The sequence below is a fragment of the Nonomuraea sp. 10N515B genome (genome assembly GCF_052245915.1).
Taxonomy (GTDB): domain Bacteria; phylum Actinomycetota; class Actinomycetes; order Streptosporangiales; family Streptosporangiaceae; genus Nonomuraea.
Map to the genome: position 1 here is coordinate 50,202 of NZ_JBQQBQ010000004.1, position 15,754 is coordinate 65,955.

The window sequence follows — 15,754 nt, forward strand, 5'->3', positions numbered from 1 at the left end:
CTCAGTCCGGCCGGCCTGGGGCCTCGTCCAGCGGAGTCTCCCGCGGGTCGGTGTCGTCGGCCTGCTCCCACTCGTCGAGGTTGGCCAGGAGTTGCTGGAAGTGGTCGCGCAGGGCGCCGCGGTAGTGCCGGGCGGCAGCGCGCAGCTGGGTCGCCTCCTGCTCCCACGCCTCGCCTCCCTCGCCGCTCGCGACCGCCTTGGCCAGCAGCTCCGTCCTGCGCCTGCGCGCGTCCTCGATCAGCTCGCGGCTGTACTGCCGCGCTTCCTGCATGTACTGGTCGGCCGCCTGCTGGGCCTGGGACAGGATGCTCGCGGCGTAGACGTGCGCCTCGTGCACCCGGCTCACCACGGCCTGCGCGGGCGCGTCGGAGACCCCGGCCGGCTCGGCCTGCGCGGGCGCATGACCGTTGTCGCTCCTGACCAGTTCGGGAGTGGGCTTCCTGCCGCGGATCGGCTCGGGAGCGGACCCGGTGCCGCTGATCTGCGTAGGAGCCTGGGTGCCCGTCGGCGTAGGAGCCTGGGTGCCCGCGATGAACTCGCGCAGCCGTCCGACCTCGGCGGCCAGCGCGTTCTTCTCCTGCAGCAGGAGCGTCAGCTCTTCCTCGATCCGGTCGAGGAAGCCGTTGACCTGCTGTTCGTCCAGCCCGCGCTTGCCGAACGGCGCCCTGCGGAAGGTGACCGACCGCAGCCGGGCGGGAGTGAGCCAATCGGCAGAGCGTGTGTCCTCCGCCGCCGGGCCGGCCGGACGGGGCTCGTCCCACTGCGGCTCTTCCCACGACCCGCCGGTCTCGGGAGGTCCGCCCGGCTCCTGCCACCAGCCGCCGGGTTGCCTGCCCGGTGTCTCCCGCGGCTCGCCGTTGGGCTCTCCTGCCTCGCCGGGGTCCTGCCACGGCAGGAGGTCGTCGTCATCCCCGCCCTGGCCGGAGAACTGGGCATGAAACTGCTCCACTGAGGGCTGATTCGTCATGATCTAAAACCTCTGTAGCGGGTCCGCCGCGCTCGCGAAGTGCTCGAGATGGATTCGGTTATCGGTGAAGCCGTTCCCGCGCAGGATGCCCACCACGTCGTCGACCATGGCGGGCGGTCCGCACACGTACGCCTCGTACCCTTCCCACCGTCCGTAGCGGCCGACAACCTCGCCGACCGTGCCCGACGGCGCCATGTCGGCGTCGCACACGTCGGACAGCGCGGGGGTGACGGTGAGCCAGGAGTGCCTGGCCGCCCAGGACCGCAGCACGGCCAGGTCGTAGAGCCCCTCCGGCTCGCGCGCGCCGTAGAAGAGGCTCACCCACGGCGGCACGGGCAGTCGCGTCACGTGCTCCAGAATGGCTTTTATCGGCGCGAGGCCGGTGCCACCCGCGATGAGCAGCAGATTGCGGCCGGTGACCGGATTCAGGGTGAGCGTGCCGACGGGTGCGCCGACCTTTATCGTGTCGCCTTCCTGAATCTCGGTGACGAGCGCCCGGCTGACCGCGCCACCGGCTTTCACGTGAAGGTCGATGGTGTTGTCCTGGCGCGGCAGATTCGCCATCGAGTAATAGCGCCAGGTATTCGGCCAGCGGGCCATTTCGACCGGCGCGGACTGACCGGGAACGTAGGGATAGGGCCGGTCGAGCATGAGACGCAGCACCGCGATGTCGACGGCGCGCCGTTCGTGGCTGACGACCTCCGCGGTCCAGAAGGGCGGGCGGGTCGCCGCGTCCTGCCCGGCGCCCTCGATCATGCCCTGGGTGATCTCGCCGAGGAACGCCTGCCATTCCCTTTCCAGCTCCGCGTCCCACATGGGTCCCGAGAAGCGCCGCATGGCGGCCACGAAGCTGACGCTCCAGTGCGCGTAGTGCTCGGGCTCTGCGCCGTACTTCCGGTGGCTGCGGCCGAGCCGGTGCAGATAGGGGGTGATCTCGGGGAGGTCTCCGGCGTGCTCCACGGCATGGCCGAGCGCGGTCATGAGCCTCGCCCGCTGGTTCGACATCGTGAGCGGGAACAGTTGCCGAAGCTCGGGAGCACGAAGAAACAGATCGGAGAATAAATACAGCGGTACTGCGTCCCCGTATTTCGCCACCAGCTCGAAGTTGTCTTTGATTCGCCGAAAGCCCAAAACGAGCCCCCCGGTCGAGCGAACAACAGCGCTATTGGATTACCCTAACCAGGCCCGTCTGAAATGTCCACAGTCAGGGCTCCAGGTCGCCCAGAAATAGCGATGCCGGCCGTGCCGCGGCGAGCGGGGCTCGCCGCGGACACGACCGGCACAGGGGGTCCTACAGGGAGCCGTTCTCCCACGGGCCGGTGATGGCGAAGGTGATGCCGGGCGACTGGATGTTGGCGAACAACCACCCGCCGTCCTGGCTGTCGAACACCGACCCGCACCACTCCGAACCGGTGTAGGTGCCGGGCGCCACGGACTTGCCCGGCACGCCACCGGCCGGGATGACGACCGCGTTCTCCGCGAAGGGGAAGATCTCCCCCTCCGTGGTGAGCCCGTGCAGGTACTCCACGCCGGACCCGTCCTCGCACAACACGATGCCGCCGCGCGGGCTGACGCAGATGTTGTCGGGGTTGTTCAGCACGGCCGCGTTCGGCGAGGCGAACAGCACCCGCATGGTGTTGCCGGCGAGGTCGTACTCGAACACCTGGCCCTGCCCGGCGGGGCCGCCGCTGGTGCTGACGATGTAGATCTTGCCGTCGTGGTACCAGGCGCCCTCGAGCCGACGGAACGAGGCGCCGCCCTTGGCGATGCCCTGCTGCACGACGCTGGTCTCGTTCGCGCCGGGGTCGGGGTTGTCGATGACGACCCAGCCGATCTCGGGGTAGCTGACGCCGGTCCCGTCCTGGTAGGTGGTGTACGCCGAGGCGCCGATCGTCATCATCTCCAGCACGCCGCCCTGCGCCAGGTCGCCCTTGACCTTCGGCCGGAAGCGGTAGAAGCCGCTGGGGGTGGCGTCCTCGGTCTCGTACACCCAGCCGGTCTCCGGGTCCACGGCCACCGCCTCGTGCGAGAAGCGGCCCATCTCCTTGTACGGCTTGGCGTCGCTGACCTTGTCATGCGGCACCTCGAAGATGTAGCCGTGCCGGTAGTCGCCGTTGATCTCCGTGGTCTCCTCGCACGACAGCCAGCTGCCCCACGGGGTCGGCCCGCCGGCGCAGTTGCGGATGGTGCCGCCCAGGCTGGCCCAGCTCTCGACGAACTCGCCCTTGCGCGTGTCGAAGATCAGCGACGTGGTCCCGCCGCGGGCGGCCGGGTTGTACGCCGGCTCGACGAAGGCGCCGGCGTAGCCGCTCAGCTCGTGGTTGCGTACGAGAACCGTCCAGTGGCCCTTGCCCGCGCCGCCGGCGCCACCCGCCGCTGTCCTGTCCTTGAGCGCGTCGCTGGGCTTGAACGCGGCCATGCCGTCGTGCGCGCCGGGCGTGGGACGGCCGTCGGTCATCCGGTCGCCGGTCCAGCCGTAGGTCACGTACTCGAACCCGCGGGGCAGCTTGAGCAGCTCGAGGCCGGTGGTGTGGTCCTTGACCAGGGACAGCGGCCCATAGTCGGGGCTGAAGGCCCGCTTCACCATGGTGGAGGCGTCCGCGGTGCGCGCGGACAGCGCCGCCAGCGGCCCGCCCGCCATCACACCGAGCAGTCCGGTCCGCAGGAATCCCCGCCGGTCGAAGTCGGTCATCGTCGTGCTCCTTGCTCATTACGTCGGTGCCGCTGGTGTGGACACCTCGCGAGTCACCCTCCTGCCTCCCGATGTCGGCACGGCGAAACGGGAATGTCCCGCGCCTTAACGCGACCTGGGAAGCTCGGACGGGCCCGGCGCGTGGTAAGAACGCATGGGGAGGAGTCGACGATGAGGTCCAAGGCTCGCGAGGAACGTCTGCGCCGATACTGGGACAAACATGCCCCCTCCTACGACCGGCAGATGGCGTTCTTCGACCGCAGGTTCTTCGGCGACACCCGCTCGTGGATCTGCGGGCAGGCCAGGGGCGACACGCTCGAGGTCGCCATCGGCACGGGCCTGAACCTCCCGTTCTATCCCGAAGGCGTCCGGCTGACCGGCATCGAGTGGAGCCCGGCCATGCTGGACATCGCCCGGCGCCGGGCGGCCGGCCTCGGCCTGCATCCCGACCTGCGCGAAGGGGACGCCCAGGCGCTCGATTTGCCTGATGACACCTTCGACACCGTGGTGTGCACGTTCTCCCTCTGCGGGATCCCCGACGACCGGCAGGCGATCAGTGAGATGGCACGCGTGCTCCGGCCCGGCGGGCTGCTCCTGCTCGCCGATCACGTCGCCGCGTCACCCTGGCCCGTCCGTCTGGTGCAACGCCTGCTCGAAGTGGTGACCGTCCCCATGGGCGGCGAACACTTCCTGCGCCGCCCCATCGACCTGCTTCCCGGCCACGGACTCACCATCGAGCGTCACGACCGTTTCAAGCTGGGCATCGTCGAACGCCTGGCCGCCCGCAAACCGGCGTGACCGGGGTCAGCGCTCGACGGCCAGCCGTACCCCCAGCCCGATGAAGATGCCTCCGGTGGCGATGTCGACCTTGCGGCGGGCGGCCTGCCGGCGGCGGAGCCAGCCGCCGATCCGCCCCGCCAGCACGCCCACCGTGCCGTCGACCACGAACTCCAGCGCGATGAGGATGGTGCCGAGGATCGCGAACTGCAGCCAGACCTGGCCCAGCTCCGGGTTGATGAACTGCGGGAGGAAGGCGATCGTGAAGGTGACCATCTTCGGGTTGAGCAGGTTGGTCAGCACGCCGCTGGTGAACGCTCGGCGGCCCGACAGCGCCCCCTTGCCCTCCACGGTGATTTCGCTGTCGACCCCCTTGCGGTTCCGCAACATCTGCACGCCGAGGTAGATCAAGTACGCGGCTCCGACAATGCGTACCACGGTGAAGGCCACCGGGACCGCCTCGAAGAGCGCCGCGAGCCCGACCGCCGCCACGGCGACGTGAACCGCCTCGCTCGTGGCCACCCCGGCGGTGGCGAGCAGGCCGGCCCGCGCGCCGCCGCGCATCCCGCAGCCCAGCACGAACAGCATGTCCGGCCCCGGAGTGATCATGGCGACGATTGTGGTCATGGTGAACAGCACAAGCAGCTGCGCGTCGATAGGCATGAGGGCATCGTCGCAGATTCCCCCAGGCTGACGGGTAGGAGCCGATCAGGTTGCGCGGCGAGCGGCCTCGATCGAGTCGGCCACCGCCGCGGCCCGTTGCGCGCACGCGGCGATCACCGGTTCGCCGGCCGCGTGCGCGGCGCATCTGCCGGCGATCTCCTGCAGCCGCTCGGCCAGCACCGTCCAGGCGGCCTCGCGCCAGGGGACCACGTTGTCCATCAGGTAGTACATCTCGAAGGCCGGCCCCGCGGTGCGTCCCGGATGGGCGGGGCCGACGGGCCGCCGGGTGAGCTCGGTGCCGAGCGGCCGCAGCACACCCGCCATCATCGTGATCGCCGCGTTCACCAGCGCGTCGAGCTCTTCCTCGCTCTCGTCGGTGTGGGTGAAGAAGCGCGTGAGCAACCACAGGATGGCCTCGTACGCGAGGTTGCACAGCTCGGCCAGCGCCAGCGTGCCGGGATCGCCGATCAACGGCTGCGGCGCCTGCACGTCGAAGGGCTGGCGGGTGAACGCGCCGAGCGCGGGATGGGCAGGCTCGAAGTCCGGATCGGCGGCCCGCAGCGTGGTGTATTCCTCCCAGATCTTCAGGAAGCGGCCGTAGTGCGCCTCCTGCCAGTCCCCCTGGGCGCCCTCACCCTGCTCGATGATCTCGTCGAGGGCGGCGCACGCCGACTTCAGGTCGGTCACCGCCACCATCTCGGGCCAGTGGAACAGCTCCGGCGTGGCTTGCGCCTTGGGCGAGCCGCAGAACACCTGTGCCTCGCCGACCCGGGCGACCAGTGCGGTCAAGCCGTCTCTGATGCCGCGGTAGAGATGGCCGACCGTGGCGAACTCCTGCGCCCGAGGGAAGATCTCGCCGGACACGACGGGCTCGGCCGGCGGGTCGCAGGAGATGAAACCGGCGGCGTCCTCCCGCTGCATGCCCTCGGGCCTTTCGAGGAAGAGGAAGTGCGTCAGGGCCGCCTCGCCGAAGGACAGCAGCCGCATCTGGATCGACGGCGGAAAGGGGCCGCAGGACTGCGGGAAATTGGGCCGGCCGAACGTGGGCGCGGCGCCGATGGCCGACATCAGATTGGCGACCAGGGCGAGGTGGAGCATCTCCTGTACGGCGATGCCGTGCAGTTCCTGGCGCCAGCGGTCGACCGCGGCCTGCTGCTCGCCGGTGAGCCCCTCGGTCTTGAGGCTGAACTCGGCGAACAGGTACTGGCACATGATCATGTGTTCGAGCTGGGAGGCCTGGGCGAGCAGGTACCACACGTGCTCGCGGTGCTCGATGACGATCGGAGGCTCAGACATGAATGACAGGGTTACATACGAACCCGCACCCGTCACCGTTACGCCACAGCTGACGGAGTGAGGCGGCGATAGGCGCCGGGCTCGCGGACAACAGGCCCGCGCTGGTCACGCGCCACCAGGTCAGGTACGCCATCGGCGGCTCCCCGATCGGCGTGGTGAAGCGCTGCGCGAACACCGATCGGGACAGGCCGCTGCGTGCCGCCAGCTCCGCCACGGTCCAAGGATGCCCCAGGGACGACACGATCCCGTCGCCGCCGGGGCGGGGTTTGGCGAGCTCGGCGGCGAGCAGGTCGACGAGGCGGCCGAGCTCGTCGTGCGCAGGCAGGCGCACGAGCCGGGGCAGCTCGCGCATCAGGGGGTGCGGCCGTTCGGGGGCGAAGTCCGTCAGCGGGGTGTCCGGGGCATCGGCCAGGGCGTGCGCGCTGCCCTCGCAGAGGAAGACCACGTCGCCGGGGCCGAGCGGGTGCGGCCGGTCCGCATCGCGCCGAGCGCGTCGGAAAGACGAAGGGAGAAGGCACCCCACGTGGCAGGAGGCGTTGCGGGACGTCGACGCGTTGTACGTGGTCAGCCCGTACATGTATCCGGACCGGCCTGCTCTGGTCGGCGACCTGCTGGCGGCGGCACCGCACGCGCGGCGGGTGGTGCTGCTGTCGGTGCTGGGGGTGCTGACGCTGCCGGCGGCCGACGCGGCGGTGGGCTTCGTCGACACCCGCGACGTCGCGGAGGCGGCGGCCGCCGCGCTCACCGAAGACGGCCACGCGGACCGGATCCACGTCCTCACCGGCCCGGAGGCGCTCACGTACGCGCAGGTCACGCGGGGCCTGGGCGAGGCCGCCGGCCGGGACCTGCAGTACACCGCCCTCGACGCGGACGAGCACGTGGCCGGGATGCGGGCGGCGGGCCTCGACGAACGTTCGGTCATGTGGCGGCAGGGCTTGTTCCAGCTCATCCGGGACGGCCGTAACGCCGTGGTAACCGACACGGTCGAACGCGTCACCGGTCACCCGGCACGCTAGCCGGGGTCGTACGCACGCGAGCACGCGGCCACCTGGCGTCCGGCCGTTCGGGCGGAGCGCTGACCCGGCGGCGGCAGGTGTCAGCGGGCGAGCCGGCCGCCGCAGGTGTCAGCGGGAGAGCCAGCCGCCGTCGACAGCGAGCACGTGGCCGCACACGTAGTCGGACGCGGGTGCGGCCAGGAAGACGGCCGCGCCGGCCAGATCGGCGGGCGTGCCCCACCGGCCGGCCGGGATCCGGCCGCGGATCTGCGGCTCCCGCACCGGGTCGGCGCGCAGCGCGGTCGTGTTGCCGGTGGCGATGTAGCCGGGGGCGATGGCGTTGACCTGGACACCGTCGCCCGCCCATTCGTTGGCCAGGGCGCGGGTCATGCCCACGACCGCGTGCTTGCTGGCCGTGTACGCGGCGACGTTGACGCCGCCTTGGAACGACAGCAGCGACGCGATTGAGATGATCTTGCCGCTGCGGCGGGCCAGCATCTGCCTGCCCGCGGCCCGCGTGATCGTGAACACGGCGTCGAGGTTGACGGTCATCACCGCGTCCCAGTCCTCGTCGCCCATGCTCACGGCGGGAGAGCGGCGGATGATCCCCGCATTGTTGACCAGGATGTCCACGCGGGTCTCGGCGAGCAGGCCCTCGACGTCGTCGGCGAGCCCAGGACCGTGGGAGAGGTCGCGAATCCACCGCCGGGCCGAGCGGCCATGAGCCTCGACCGCCTGCTGGGTCTCGTCGAGGTCGTCGCGGTGACCGTGGAGCACCAGGTCGGCTCCCGCCTCGGCGAGGCCGATCGCGATCGCCTGTCCGATGCCGGTGCGCGCGCCGGTGACGAGCGCCGTCCGGCCGGTCAGGTCGAACAGCGGGTTCATCGCAGCTCCGCGATCGGGTACGGCTCGACGTCGGCGTAGTCGATGTTCTCCCCGCCCATGGCCCAGACGAACGCGTAGTTGCCGGTGCCGAAGCCGCAGTGGATGGACCACGGCGGCGAGATGACGGCCTGCCGGTCGGCGACGATGAGGTTGCGGGTCTGGTCGGGGCGGCCCATCAGGTGCACGACCCGATCGCTCGGCTCGAGACCGAAGTAGAGGTAGACCTCGGTGCGCCGGTCATGGACGTGCGCGGGCATGGTGTTCCACATGCTGCCGGCGGCGAGTTCGGTGATGCCGAGGACGAGCTGGCAGCTCTGGATGCCGTCGGCGTGGATGAACTTGTAGATGGTGCGCTCGTTGGAGCTGCGCTGCTCGCCCAGGCGGATCGGGGTAGCGTCGGCCAGAGTGCCCTTACGCGTGGGGTGCGTGGCGTGCGCCGGGGTGGAGACGAGATAGAAGGCGGCTCCGCCCTCGCCGGCGTAGGAGACGTCGCGGCTGCCTCTGCCGACGTAGAGGACCTCTTTGGCCCCCAGCTTGTGGTCAGTCCCGTCGACGGTGACGGTGCCCGGATCGGTGCCGACGTTGACGACGCCGAGCTCGCGACGGGCGAGGAAGTGGTCGGCACGCAGCGGGTCGGCGGTCTCCAGCGTCACGGGCGCACCCGACGGGCGTACGCCGCCGACGACGATGCGGTCCTCGTGGCTGTAGACCATGCTGATGGCGCTGCCGAAAAGCTCCTCGACGAGGAAGCGCGAGCGTAGCGCGTCGGTGTCGAAACCCGGAATCTGGTCCGGGTCGGTGGCATGCCTGACGTTCATGACGTTCATGTCGTCTCCCGAAGTGCTGCCGCGTACGCCTGCAGGGCCAGGCCTTGGCCCCAGGGCTGGATCAGGTCGTCGCGGATGACGGAGTAGCCGAACGGGATCAGCTGCAGGACCGTGCCGGCGCTGGTGCGGGTGAGCGTGCCGTCGTCGGCGACGTAGGCGTGCACGCCGGCGAGCGCGCGCCATGCGCACGCGCGAAGGCGTTCCGGCTCGATGCCGAGGGCGGCCGCGCGGAACATGGCTGCGGCGAGGCCGGCGGCGGCGGAGGTTTCGAGGATGCCGCGGTTCTCCGGCTGCCCGTCGACCAGCACGTCCCAGATCCCGTACGCGGGCTGGAGGTCGGCCAGCGCGAGCAGCTGGCGGCGCAGCACCTCGCGTACCGGCTGGGACAGGGCTCCCCCGGCCTCCAGGTATTCGACCGACGCCAGCGCGGTCCACGCGTTGGCGCGGCCCCAGAAGTTCCAGATCGTGCGGCCCTCGTGGGAGCCGTGCGCGTACAGCCCGGTTTCGGGGTGCTGGAGGATCTCGGCGTGGGCGAGGATCTGCTCGCCCGCTTCCTCGATCAGCTCGGGCCGGCCGGTGTGCATTCCATGGTGGATGAGGAACGTGCCGCCCATGTAGACCGTGTCGGCCCAGACGCCGCCGGGCCAGTGCTCGATGGCGCCGCCGGGCGCGCGGGTCACGGCGTCGTCGTGGCGCAGCCAGTCCAGCATGCGTTCGCAGGCGTCGGCGTAGCGGCGTTCGCCGGTGGCACCGTACAGGTCGGCACAGACCGCGCCGGGCGCGAGGTTGTTGACGTGGCCGAGCTCGATGCCGTCGCGGAGATGCCCGTCGACGAACTCGGTGACGAACGGGTGCACGGGTATCAAGCGCATCATGCCCTGCAGGACAACTCCCTCACCCCAGAACCAGTGGGTGAGGCCCATGGCCACGGCTCGGTCGGCGATGCGCCCGGCGGTCTTGGCGAGCACCTCTGGGGTGAGGTCCGCCAGGTCGGCGGGGCGCCGAGGCGGCTGCGACCGGCTCGCCTGGCTGGTGTCCAGTCCACGCCCCTTACTCATGTGCTCCGGCCTTTCCGCAGGTCGATCAGGTGCGATCCGATGGACAGGGTTTCGTCGCCGAACTCGAGGCGAGCGTAGGGGTTGTCGAGCTGGGGAACCGGGGCGATCGTGCCGTCGGCGGCCAGGTCGGCCGGGCGGCCGTTGACAGTGAAGGGGCCGCGCCACGTCAGGTTCAGCTCGTCGCCCTCCGGGGTGGTGAAGGCGACGCCGTCGCGGAGGAAGCGAGGCTCGGTCAGGGACGCGACGAAGTCGGCGTGCCGTCCGACGGTGCAGATCCAGGCCGTGCCCGGTCCGCGGGGCCGAAGCTCCTGCCAGGCGTCGGGTCCGGTGGTCACGGGCTCCGCCCCGCCTTCCGTGGCAAGGGCGACGTAGCCGCCGCCCTTGCGTCCGACGGTCCACACGCCGTGCTGGGTCCACTCGTCGAACTCGGCGATGGGGAACCACGCGTGCGTGTAGCCCATGACGTCATCGCCCGGAATCCGGTACAGCGCCAGCACCGTGCCTTCGTGCTGGCGGGCCCTGGGCAGGATCCGGTTGCCGGCCCAGGCGTTGGGCCGGGCCGACGGTGAGGTGGAGGAGTTCGGCGCGTGCGTCACGAACACCTGGGTCTCCGGCCCCAGGGTGGCGCCCCAGATGTGTTCCTGGAGACCGGGCAGGCCGGGCCGGTAGTCGTTCGCGCACGAGAGCATCACGTCCGGGGTCTTGAACACCGTCACATCCGACCCGTACGGCCTGCTGAGCAGGTCGTGGGCGAAGCGGTACTCACCGCGGTAGCTCTGCCTGCCCTGCCACCGGTCCGGCAGGTCGTTCGCGGCCTGGCGGATGACCTCCGGCATGCGGTAACGGCGCGCGGTGGCGATGGCCGCGGCCGGCAGGACGGCGTCGTTGAGCGCGCCGGTGCCGAAGCAGAGCCACATGATCGGCGCGGTCTCCTCCAGCCGCGACGACCGCAGCGTGGAGACATAGGAGCGGCCGTGGGCGCATCCGTGGATGCCGCGCCAGGAGTTCGCCGCCAGGCTGAACAGCACCCGGTCCGCCACCCCCGCCGCCAGCGAGCTGATCTCGTCGTCCTCGGCGAACTCCACCAGGGAGACCAGCGCGAGCAGGTCGATCGCGAGATAGGCGTTGGAGTCGAACTCGCTGAACCCGCCGGCGAGCTTGCGGCGCATCCACTCGGCCGCCATCTCACGCCCGTGCGTGGCGTGCTGGGCCCCGGTCCAGCCGGTGCCCGAGAACGTCTCGTCGCTCAGCGCCGTACCCCACAGCAGCTCCGCGGTGTGCCAGACGAGCTGGTGGTTCTCGGTGAAGTAGCACATGGCGTCCAGGCCGGGCTGGTCGATCCAGTACTTGAAGCCGAGCATCGCTTCCCGTACGCGCTCGCGCAGGCCGGGTTCCCACGCGTGGGCCCGGTGCCAGAGATGCGCCAGACCGACCGCCTCGAAGTCGGCGCAGTCGGCCCGATTGTCGATCATCCACAGGGCGCGTTCCAGGCCGGAGACGACATACGACGGGTCCTCGACGACGCGGACCAGCTCGGCGGCCGACGTCCCTTCCATGGTCGCGGCGTGACGCAGGAACTCGGCCCGCCAGGTGGCGGGATCACCTTCCGGCGCCGAGCGGTACTCCCGGGGCAGGACGGCGACCGGGAACTCCCTGAACACCGGCGAACCATCGACGGAAACCCGCAGCACCGTCTCGCCGGTCGACAACATGGAGGCGTTCCCGACCTCGCCGCCGCCTTCGGTCTTGTCAAGTCGCAGGGTCGCCCGCCCGCCGGTCAACCGGACGAGACGCTCCTGATCCGCCCAGCGGACACGCAGCGCGGCGCCGTCCGGGCCGACGATCGGGACCGTGCCGTCGGCCGTCCCCCACCGGGTCACCCCCACGGCGTCGAGGACCCGTTCGGCGACGGCGCCGGTGTCCTCCCGGCCGCCGCCGGGCAGCACGACGCGGACGGGCAGTCCTTCCACCCGCAGCCGCAGCACCTGCCTGCACTCGCGGAAGGCGACCTGCCAGGAGGCGACGACCACCGTCGAGGTGCCGGAGGGCAGCCAGACCCGTCGCGCACGCTCGGCGGGCTCCATGTAGGTGAAGCCGTCGGACTCCTCCAGCAGCTCGCCGTTGAGGAACAACAACGTCGGCCCGGTCGAGGCCAGCCGGAGCGTGCGCCACTCGGCCTGGTCGACCTCCAGGTGGGTGGCCGCGAGCGCGACCCGGTACTCCGGCGTGAAGCAGAACGCGCTCCAGTCCACGAGCCCGTCGGCGCCGGTGTGCGTCCGGCGCCACTCCCCCGTGTGCTCCCTGTCATTGTTCGACGGGTACCCGATCGGGCCGCCCTCGACGATCGGCCCGGTCACCGGGTCGCGCGGCAACGGCCGGTGCCGGTACAGCTCCTGCTTGAACGGGGTCACGTCCGGGCCGTTGGTCAGCACCCACCGGCCCCGCCCTCCCCACGGGTCCCCATCAGCCCTCAGGTGTTTCCCGAGGTCGTCGGCGGGTTCCCGCCAGGCCGGGCTGACCAGCCAGTCCAGTACGGTGCCGCGGTCGTCGAGCGCGTGCACGGTGCGATCCATGTGAACCTCTACTTGAATCCGGTGTTGGCGATGCCGCGAACGATGTGGCGCTGCAGGATCAGGAAGATCACGACGACCGGGAGCATACTGACCACCGACATCGCCAGGATGTAGTTGAACGGCACCGACAGCTGGCTGTTGAACTGGGCCAGGGCCACCGGCAGGGTGTACTTCGCCTGGTCCTGGCTGATGATCAGCGGCCACAGGAAGTCGTTCCACCGCCACATCACCGAGAAGATCGTGACCACCGCGAGCGCCGCGCCGCACAGAGGCACCACGATCCTGGCGAAGATCCGGAACTCGCCCGCGCCGTCGATGCGGGCCGCCTCGATGAGGTCGTCGGGGATGCCCAGCATGTACTGACGCAGCAGGAACACGCCTGTCGGGGTGGCCGCGGGCGGGATGATCAACCCCCACAGCGAGTTCACCAATCCCAGCTGGGCGGCCATCTGGTAGACGGGGATGAAGATGAGCTGGAGCGGGATCATGATGGTGCCGAGCACGATCAGGAACAACACGTCACGGCCGCGGAAGTTGTATTTCGCCAGCCCGTAGGCGCACATCGTGTTGACGACCACGGTCAGCAGCGTCGCGCCGACCGTCACGATCACGCTGTTCTGCAGATAGAGACCGAAGTCGAACGAGCCGAGCGCCTCGGTGTAGTTGGCCGTCGCCAGTGATGACGGCAGCGGCGCGGGCGGGCGCTGCGCCAGCTCGCTCTGCGTCTTGAACGACGAGAGCACCGCCCACACCACCGGGGCGAGCACGACAATGCTCAATCCGATGAGGATCGCATACGTGACGACCTGTCCCACGGACGGGACGGCGCTCGCGCCGATCGAGGTCCACCGACGCCGGCTCACGTCGCCTCCTTACGCCTGCCGTACAGGAAGTTGAGCAGAGTCAGCGCGAACACCGTGATGAACAGCACCACGGACGCGGCCGCGGCCAGGCCGTACCGGATCGGGGACTCGAAGGCGTTCTCGTAGATGTACTGGACCATCAGCGTGGTCGCGCCGATGGGCCCGCCGCCGGTGAGTGTCCAGATGTAGTCGAACGCCTGGAAACCGGCGATGAGGCTGAGAATGATCACCACCATCGTGGTCGGCCGCAGCAGCGGCAGCGTGATCTTCCGCAGCTGCTGCCAGTTCGTGGCGCCGTCCATCCTCGCTGCCTCGTAGTAGGTCGGATCGATGCCCTGCAGCCCGGCCAGGATGATGAGGATGTAGAAGCCGATGTGCATCCACAACCCCACGAAGATCACAACGATCATCGCCAGGCCGCCGTCGACCAGCCACCCCGGTTGCCCCAGCCCGATCCGTCCCAGCACGGTGTTGAGCAACCCGTTGCCGCGGTCGAAGATCCACCCCCAGATCAGGCCCACCACGACCGGCGACAACACGACCGGCAGGAAGAACACCGTGCGGAAGAACGCCCGGCCCTTGATGCGCCGGTTGAGCATCAAGGCCAGCGCCACCGACAGGACCGTCGTGAGCACCACGAAGCACGTGGCGAACACCGCGGTCGCGCGGGCGGCGCTCCAGAAGGCCTCCGAGCTGAGCAGCTCCTGGTAGTTCGCGCCGCCCACGAAGGTGAAGTCGCGGCCGTTGCGGCTGTCGTACAGGCTGATGTTGAAGTTGTTGATCGCCGGGTACACGACGAACAACCCGAAGATCAGCATGTTGGGCAGGACGAACAGGTACGGCGCGAGCCGCTGGTTCCACGGTTTGGCGCGGCGTGCGTGAGAAGGGCTCACTTGGTGTCCTTGATCGCCTTCTCCGCCGCGGCCTTGATCGTTTCGACGGCCTGCTCCGGCGTCTGGCTCTTGGCCAGCACCTTGCCCAGGGCGTCGACGGTGGCCTTCGCCGTGGCGGCGAACGCCGGGCTGTAGGAGGAGGCGAAGGCCTGCGGCGGGGTCCGGCTCACGTCGGCGAGGAACACCTTCATGTCGGCGTCACGCTGCGGGTAGTCGACGCCGGAGGAGATGAGGTCCTTCCTGGTCGGCAGGAAGTTCGCCTCCTTGGCCAGGCGTTCTTGCGACTCCTTGGAGTTCATGAAGGCGATGAAGTCGGCCGCGGCCTGCTGCCGCTTGCTCTGCTTGAACGACACCATGAACTTGCCGCCGGGGAAGCCGCCGCACGTCTCCTGGCAGGGGTTCGGCGCGGCGGCCCAGGTGAACGTCGCGTCCTTGGCGAAGGCGCTGACCTGCCAGTTCCCGCTGATGTAGACCGGGGTCTGCTGGGCCAGGAAGATCTCGTTGGCGGCCTTGTACTTGGAGCCGGCCTGCAGCCACAGGTCCGCGGGCATCACGCCGGAGGCGTTCAGGTCGGCGAAGAGCTTCACCGCCGCCGTCGTCTTCTGCGTGTCCAGCCCCACCGAGGTTCCGTCCGCGCTGAAGAACGCGGTGCCGAACTGGCTCAGCATGGTGGAGAAGCGGTGCCCTGAGACGTCCATCGCGATCGCGTACTGGGTCTTGTTGGCCTTCTGCACCTTCTGGGCGGCCGCCACCATCTCCTCCCACTTCCAGGGTTTGGTGACGTCCGGCAGCGACACCCCCGCCTTCTTGAACTGGTCCACGTTGACCATGGGGCCGTTCATCGTCAGGTCGCTCGGCACCGCGAGCAACTCCCCGTTGGCTCCCTTGACGTAGGCGTTCGCGCCGTCGATGAACTGGCCGTCCAGCGCTGCCTTCTGGAACTGGTTCAGGTCCAGCAGATCGCTGCGGAAGGGCGAGATGTTCGTCAGCCGCGCGACGTCCGGCGCGTTCCCGCCGGACAGCCGCGCCTGGAGCCGCTGCTCCAGGTTGTCGAAGGGGACGATCTGGAGATCGACCTTCACGCCGCTCTTCTTCTCGTAGTCGGCGATCAGACTGCGGGTGGCCTGCTCATCAGGCCCGTCGGTGAAGTAGAGGTACGTCAGCGTCTTGTCATCGACCTGTTCGCTCCCGCCTCCGCTTGTCGTGCCCGGCGCACATGCGGCGAGCGTCACCATTGCGATGCAGGAGGCCAGGATCCGTCGCAT

At 69.7% G+C, this 15,754-nt stretch carries 15 protein-coding genes; 2 read left to right on the forward strand and 13 right to left on the reverse strand.

Annotated features, from left to right (window positions below):
- Position 1: 1 nt before the first annotated feature.
- From ACTWQA_RS06805 to ACTWQA_RS06815, 3 genes are all read right to left on the reverse strand, one after another.
- Positions 2-967 carry a DivIVA domain-containing protein gene (locus ACTWQA_RS06805; protein ID WP_443158405.1) on the reverse strand — a complete coding sequence of 322 codons (966 nt, stop codon included), beginning with the start codon at positions 965-967 and terminating at the stop codon, positions 2-4.
- Positions 968-970: 3 nt separating this feature from the next.
- Positions 971-2,062 (reverse strand): globin domain-containing protein, encoded by a 1,092-nt coding sequence (locus ACTWQA_RS06810; protein ID WP_443158705.1) that lies wholly within the window; start codon positions 2,060-2,062, stop codon positions 971-973.
- Positions 2,063-2,258: 196 nt separating this feature from the next.
- The gene (locus tag ACTWQA_RS06815) at positions 2,259-3,659 is read right to left on the reverse strand and encodes a PhoX family protein (RefSeq protein WP_443158406.1); all 1,401 of its coding nucleotides are present in this window, start codon (positions 3,657-3,659) and stop codon (positions 2,259-2,261) included.
- A gap of 171 nt (positions 3,660-3,830) precedes the next feature.
- On the opposite strand from ACTWQA_RS06815, the gene ACTWQA_RS06820 reads away from it, so the two are divergent.
- Complete coding sequence (locus tag ACTWQA_RS06820; protein ID WP_443158407.1) at positions 3,831-4,457, forward strand: class I SAM-dependent methyltransferase; 627 nt, start codon at positions 3,831-3,833, stop codon at positions 4,455-4,457.
- 6 nt (positions 4,458-4,463) lie between these two features.
- Here the strand turns inward: ACTWQA_RS06820 and ACTWQA_RS06825 are convergent, their stop codons facing one another.
- The 3 genes from ACTWQA_RS06825 to ACTWQA_RS06835 are packed head-to-tail and all read right to left on the reverse strand — an operon-like array spanning position 4,464 to position 6,840.
- On the reverse strand, positions 4,464-5,099 hold the full coding sequence (locus ACTWQA_RS06825; RefSeq protein ID WP_443158408.1) for a LysE family translocator: 636 nt from the start codon (positions 5,097-5,099) through the stop codon (positions 4,464-4,466).
- 45 nt (positions 5,100-5,144) lie between these two features.
- Positions 5,145-6,395 (reverse strand): ferritin-like domain-containing protein, encoded by a 1,251-nt coding sequence (locus ACTWQA_RS06830; protein WP_443158409.1) that lies wholly within the window; start codon positions 6,393-6,395, stop codon positions 5,145-5,147.
- Entirely contained in the window at positions 6,388-6,840 is a 453-nt protein-coding gene (locus ACTWQA_RS06835) for a cupin domain-containing protein (RefSeq protein ID WP_443158410.1), read from the reverse strand. The genes ACTWQA_RS06830 and ACTWQA_RS06835 overlap by 8 nt, the downstream gene beginning before the upstream one ends.
- Before the next feature lie 91 nt (positions 6,841-6,931).
- Here ACTWQA_RS06835 and ACTWQA_RS06840 point away from each other — a divergent pair, with 91 nt between their 5' ends.
- On the forward strand, positions 6,932-7,411 hold the full coding sequence (locus tag ACTWQA_RS06840; protein ID WP_443158411.1) for a hypothetical protein: 480 nt from the start codon (positions 6,932-6,934) through the stop codon (positions 7,409-7,411).
- A 108-nt stretch (positions 7,412-7,519) separates the two neighbouring features.
- On the opposite strand, the gene kduD is transcribed toward ACTWQA_RS06840, so the two are convergent.
- The 7 genes from kduD to ACTWQA_RS06875 are packed head-to-tail and all read right to left on the reverse strand — an operon-like array spanning position 7,520 to position 15,754.
- Positions 7,520-8,275, reverse strand: a complete 756-nt coding sequence (gene kduD, locus ACTWQA_RS06845; protein WP_443158412.1) for a 2-dehydro-3-deoxy-D-gluconate 5-dehydrogenase KduD — start codon at positions 8,273-8,275, stop codon at positions 7,520-7,522.
- Entirely contained in the window at positions 8,272-9,102 is an 831-nt protein-coding gene (kduI, locus tag ACTWQA_RS06850) for a 5-dehydro-4-deoxy-D-glucuronate isomerase (protein WP_443158413.1), read from the reverse strand. The genes kduD and kduI overlap by 4 nt, the downstream gene beginning before the upstream one ends.
- Positions 9,099-10,160, reverse strand: coding sequence for a glycoside hydrolase family 88 protein (locus ACTWQA_RS06855; RefSeq protein ID WP_443158414.1), 1,062 nt, complete (start codon positions 10,158-10,160; stop codon positions 9,099-9,101). The genes kduI and ACTWQA_RS06855 overlap by 4 nt, the downstream gene beginning before the upstream one ends.
- Positions 10,157-12,733: a hypothetical protein gene (locus tag ACTWQA_RS06860; RefSeq protein ID WP_443158415.1), complete on the reverse strand. Its 2,577-nt coding sequence runs from the start codon at positions 12,731-12,733 to the stop codon at positions 10,157-10,159. The genes ACTWQA_RS06855 and ACTWQA_RS06860 overlap by 4 nt, the downstream gene beginning before the upstream one ends.
- A gap of 8 nt (positions 12,734-12,741) precedes the next feature.
- Positions 12,742-13,596 (reverse strand): carbohydrate ABC transporter permease, encoded by an 855-nt coding sequence (locus ACTWQA_RS06865; protein ID WP_443158416.1) that lies wholly within the window; start codon positions 13,594-13,596, stop codon positions 12,742-12,744.
- Positions 13,593-14,489 carry a carbohydrate ABC transporter permease gene (locus tag ACTWQA_RS06870; RefSeq protein WP_305916002.1) on the reverse strand — a complete coding sequence of 299 codons (897 nt, stop codon included), beginning with the start codon at positions 14,487-14,489 and terminating at the stop codon, positions 13,593-13,595. Before ACTWQA_RS06870 ends, ACTWQA_RS06865 begins: the two co-directional genes overlap by 4 nt.
- Positions 14,486-15,754 carry an ABC transporter substrate-binding protein gene (locus ACTWQA_RS06875; RefSeq protein ID WP_327583841.1) on the reverse strand — a complete coding sequence of 423 codons (1,269 nt, stop codon included), beginning with the start codon at positions 15,752-15,754 and terminating at the stop codon, positions 14,486-14,488. Before ACTWQA_RS06875 ends, ACTWQA_RS06870 begins: the two co-directional genes overlap by 4 nt.

Coding starts and splice junctions, on each gene's coding strand:
- ACTWQA_RS06815 (WP_443158406.1), bottom strand. CDS start 3,659: ATGACCGACTTCGACCGGCGGGGATTCCTGCGGACCGGACTGCTCGGT.
- ACTWQA_RS06805 (WP_443158405.1), bottom strand. CDS start 967: ATGACGAATCAGCCCTCAGTGGAGCAGTTTCATGCCCAGTTCTCCGGC.
- kduD (WP_443158412.1), bottom strand. CDS start 8,275: ATGAACCCGCTGTTCGACCTGACCGGCCGGACGGCGCTCGTCACCGGC.
- ACTWQA_RS06830 (WP_443158409.1), bottom strand. CDS start 6,395: ATGTCTGAGCCTCCGATCGTCATCGAGCACCGCGAGCACGTGTGGTAC.
- ACTWQA_RS06855 (WP_443158414.1), bottom strand. CDS start 10,160: ATGAGTAAGGGGCGTGGACTGGACACCAGCCAGGCGAGCCGGTCGCAG.
- ACTWQA_RS06860 (WP_443158415.1), bottom strand. CDS start 12,733: ATGGATCGCACCGTGCACGCGCTCGACGACCGCGGCACCGTACTGGAC.
- ACTWQA_RS06820 (WP_443158407.1), top strand. CDS start 3,831: ATGAGGTCCAAGGCTCGCGAGGAACGTCTGCGCCGATACTGGGACAAA.
- ACTWQA_RS06875 (WP_327583841.1), bottom strand. CDS start 15,754: ATGCGACGGATCCTGGCCTCCTGCATCGCAATGGTGACGCTCGCCGCA.
- ACTWQA_RS06825 (WP_443158408.1), bottom strand. CDS start 5,099: ATGCCTATCGACGCGCAGCTGCTTGTGCTGTTCACCATGACCACAATC.
- kduI (WP_443158413.1), bottom strand. CDS start 9,102: ATGAACGTCATGAACGTCAGGCATGCCACCGACCCGGACCAGATTCCG.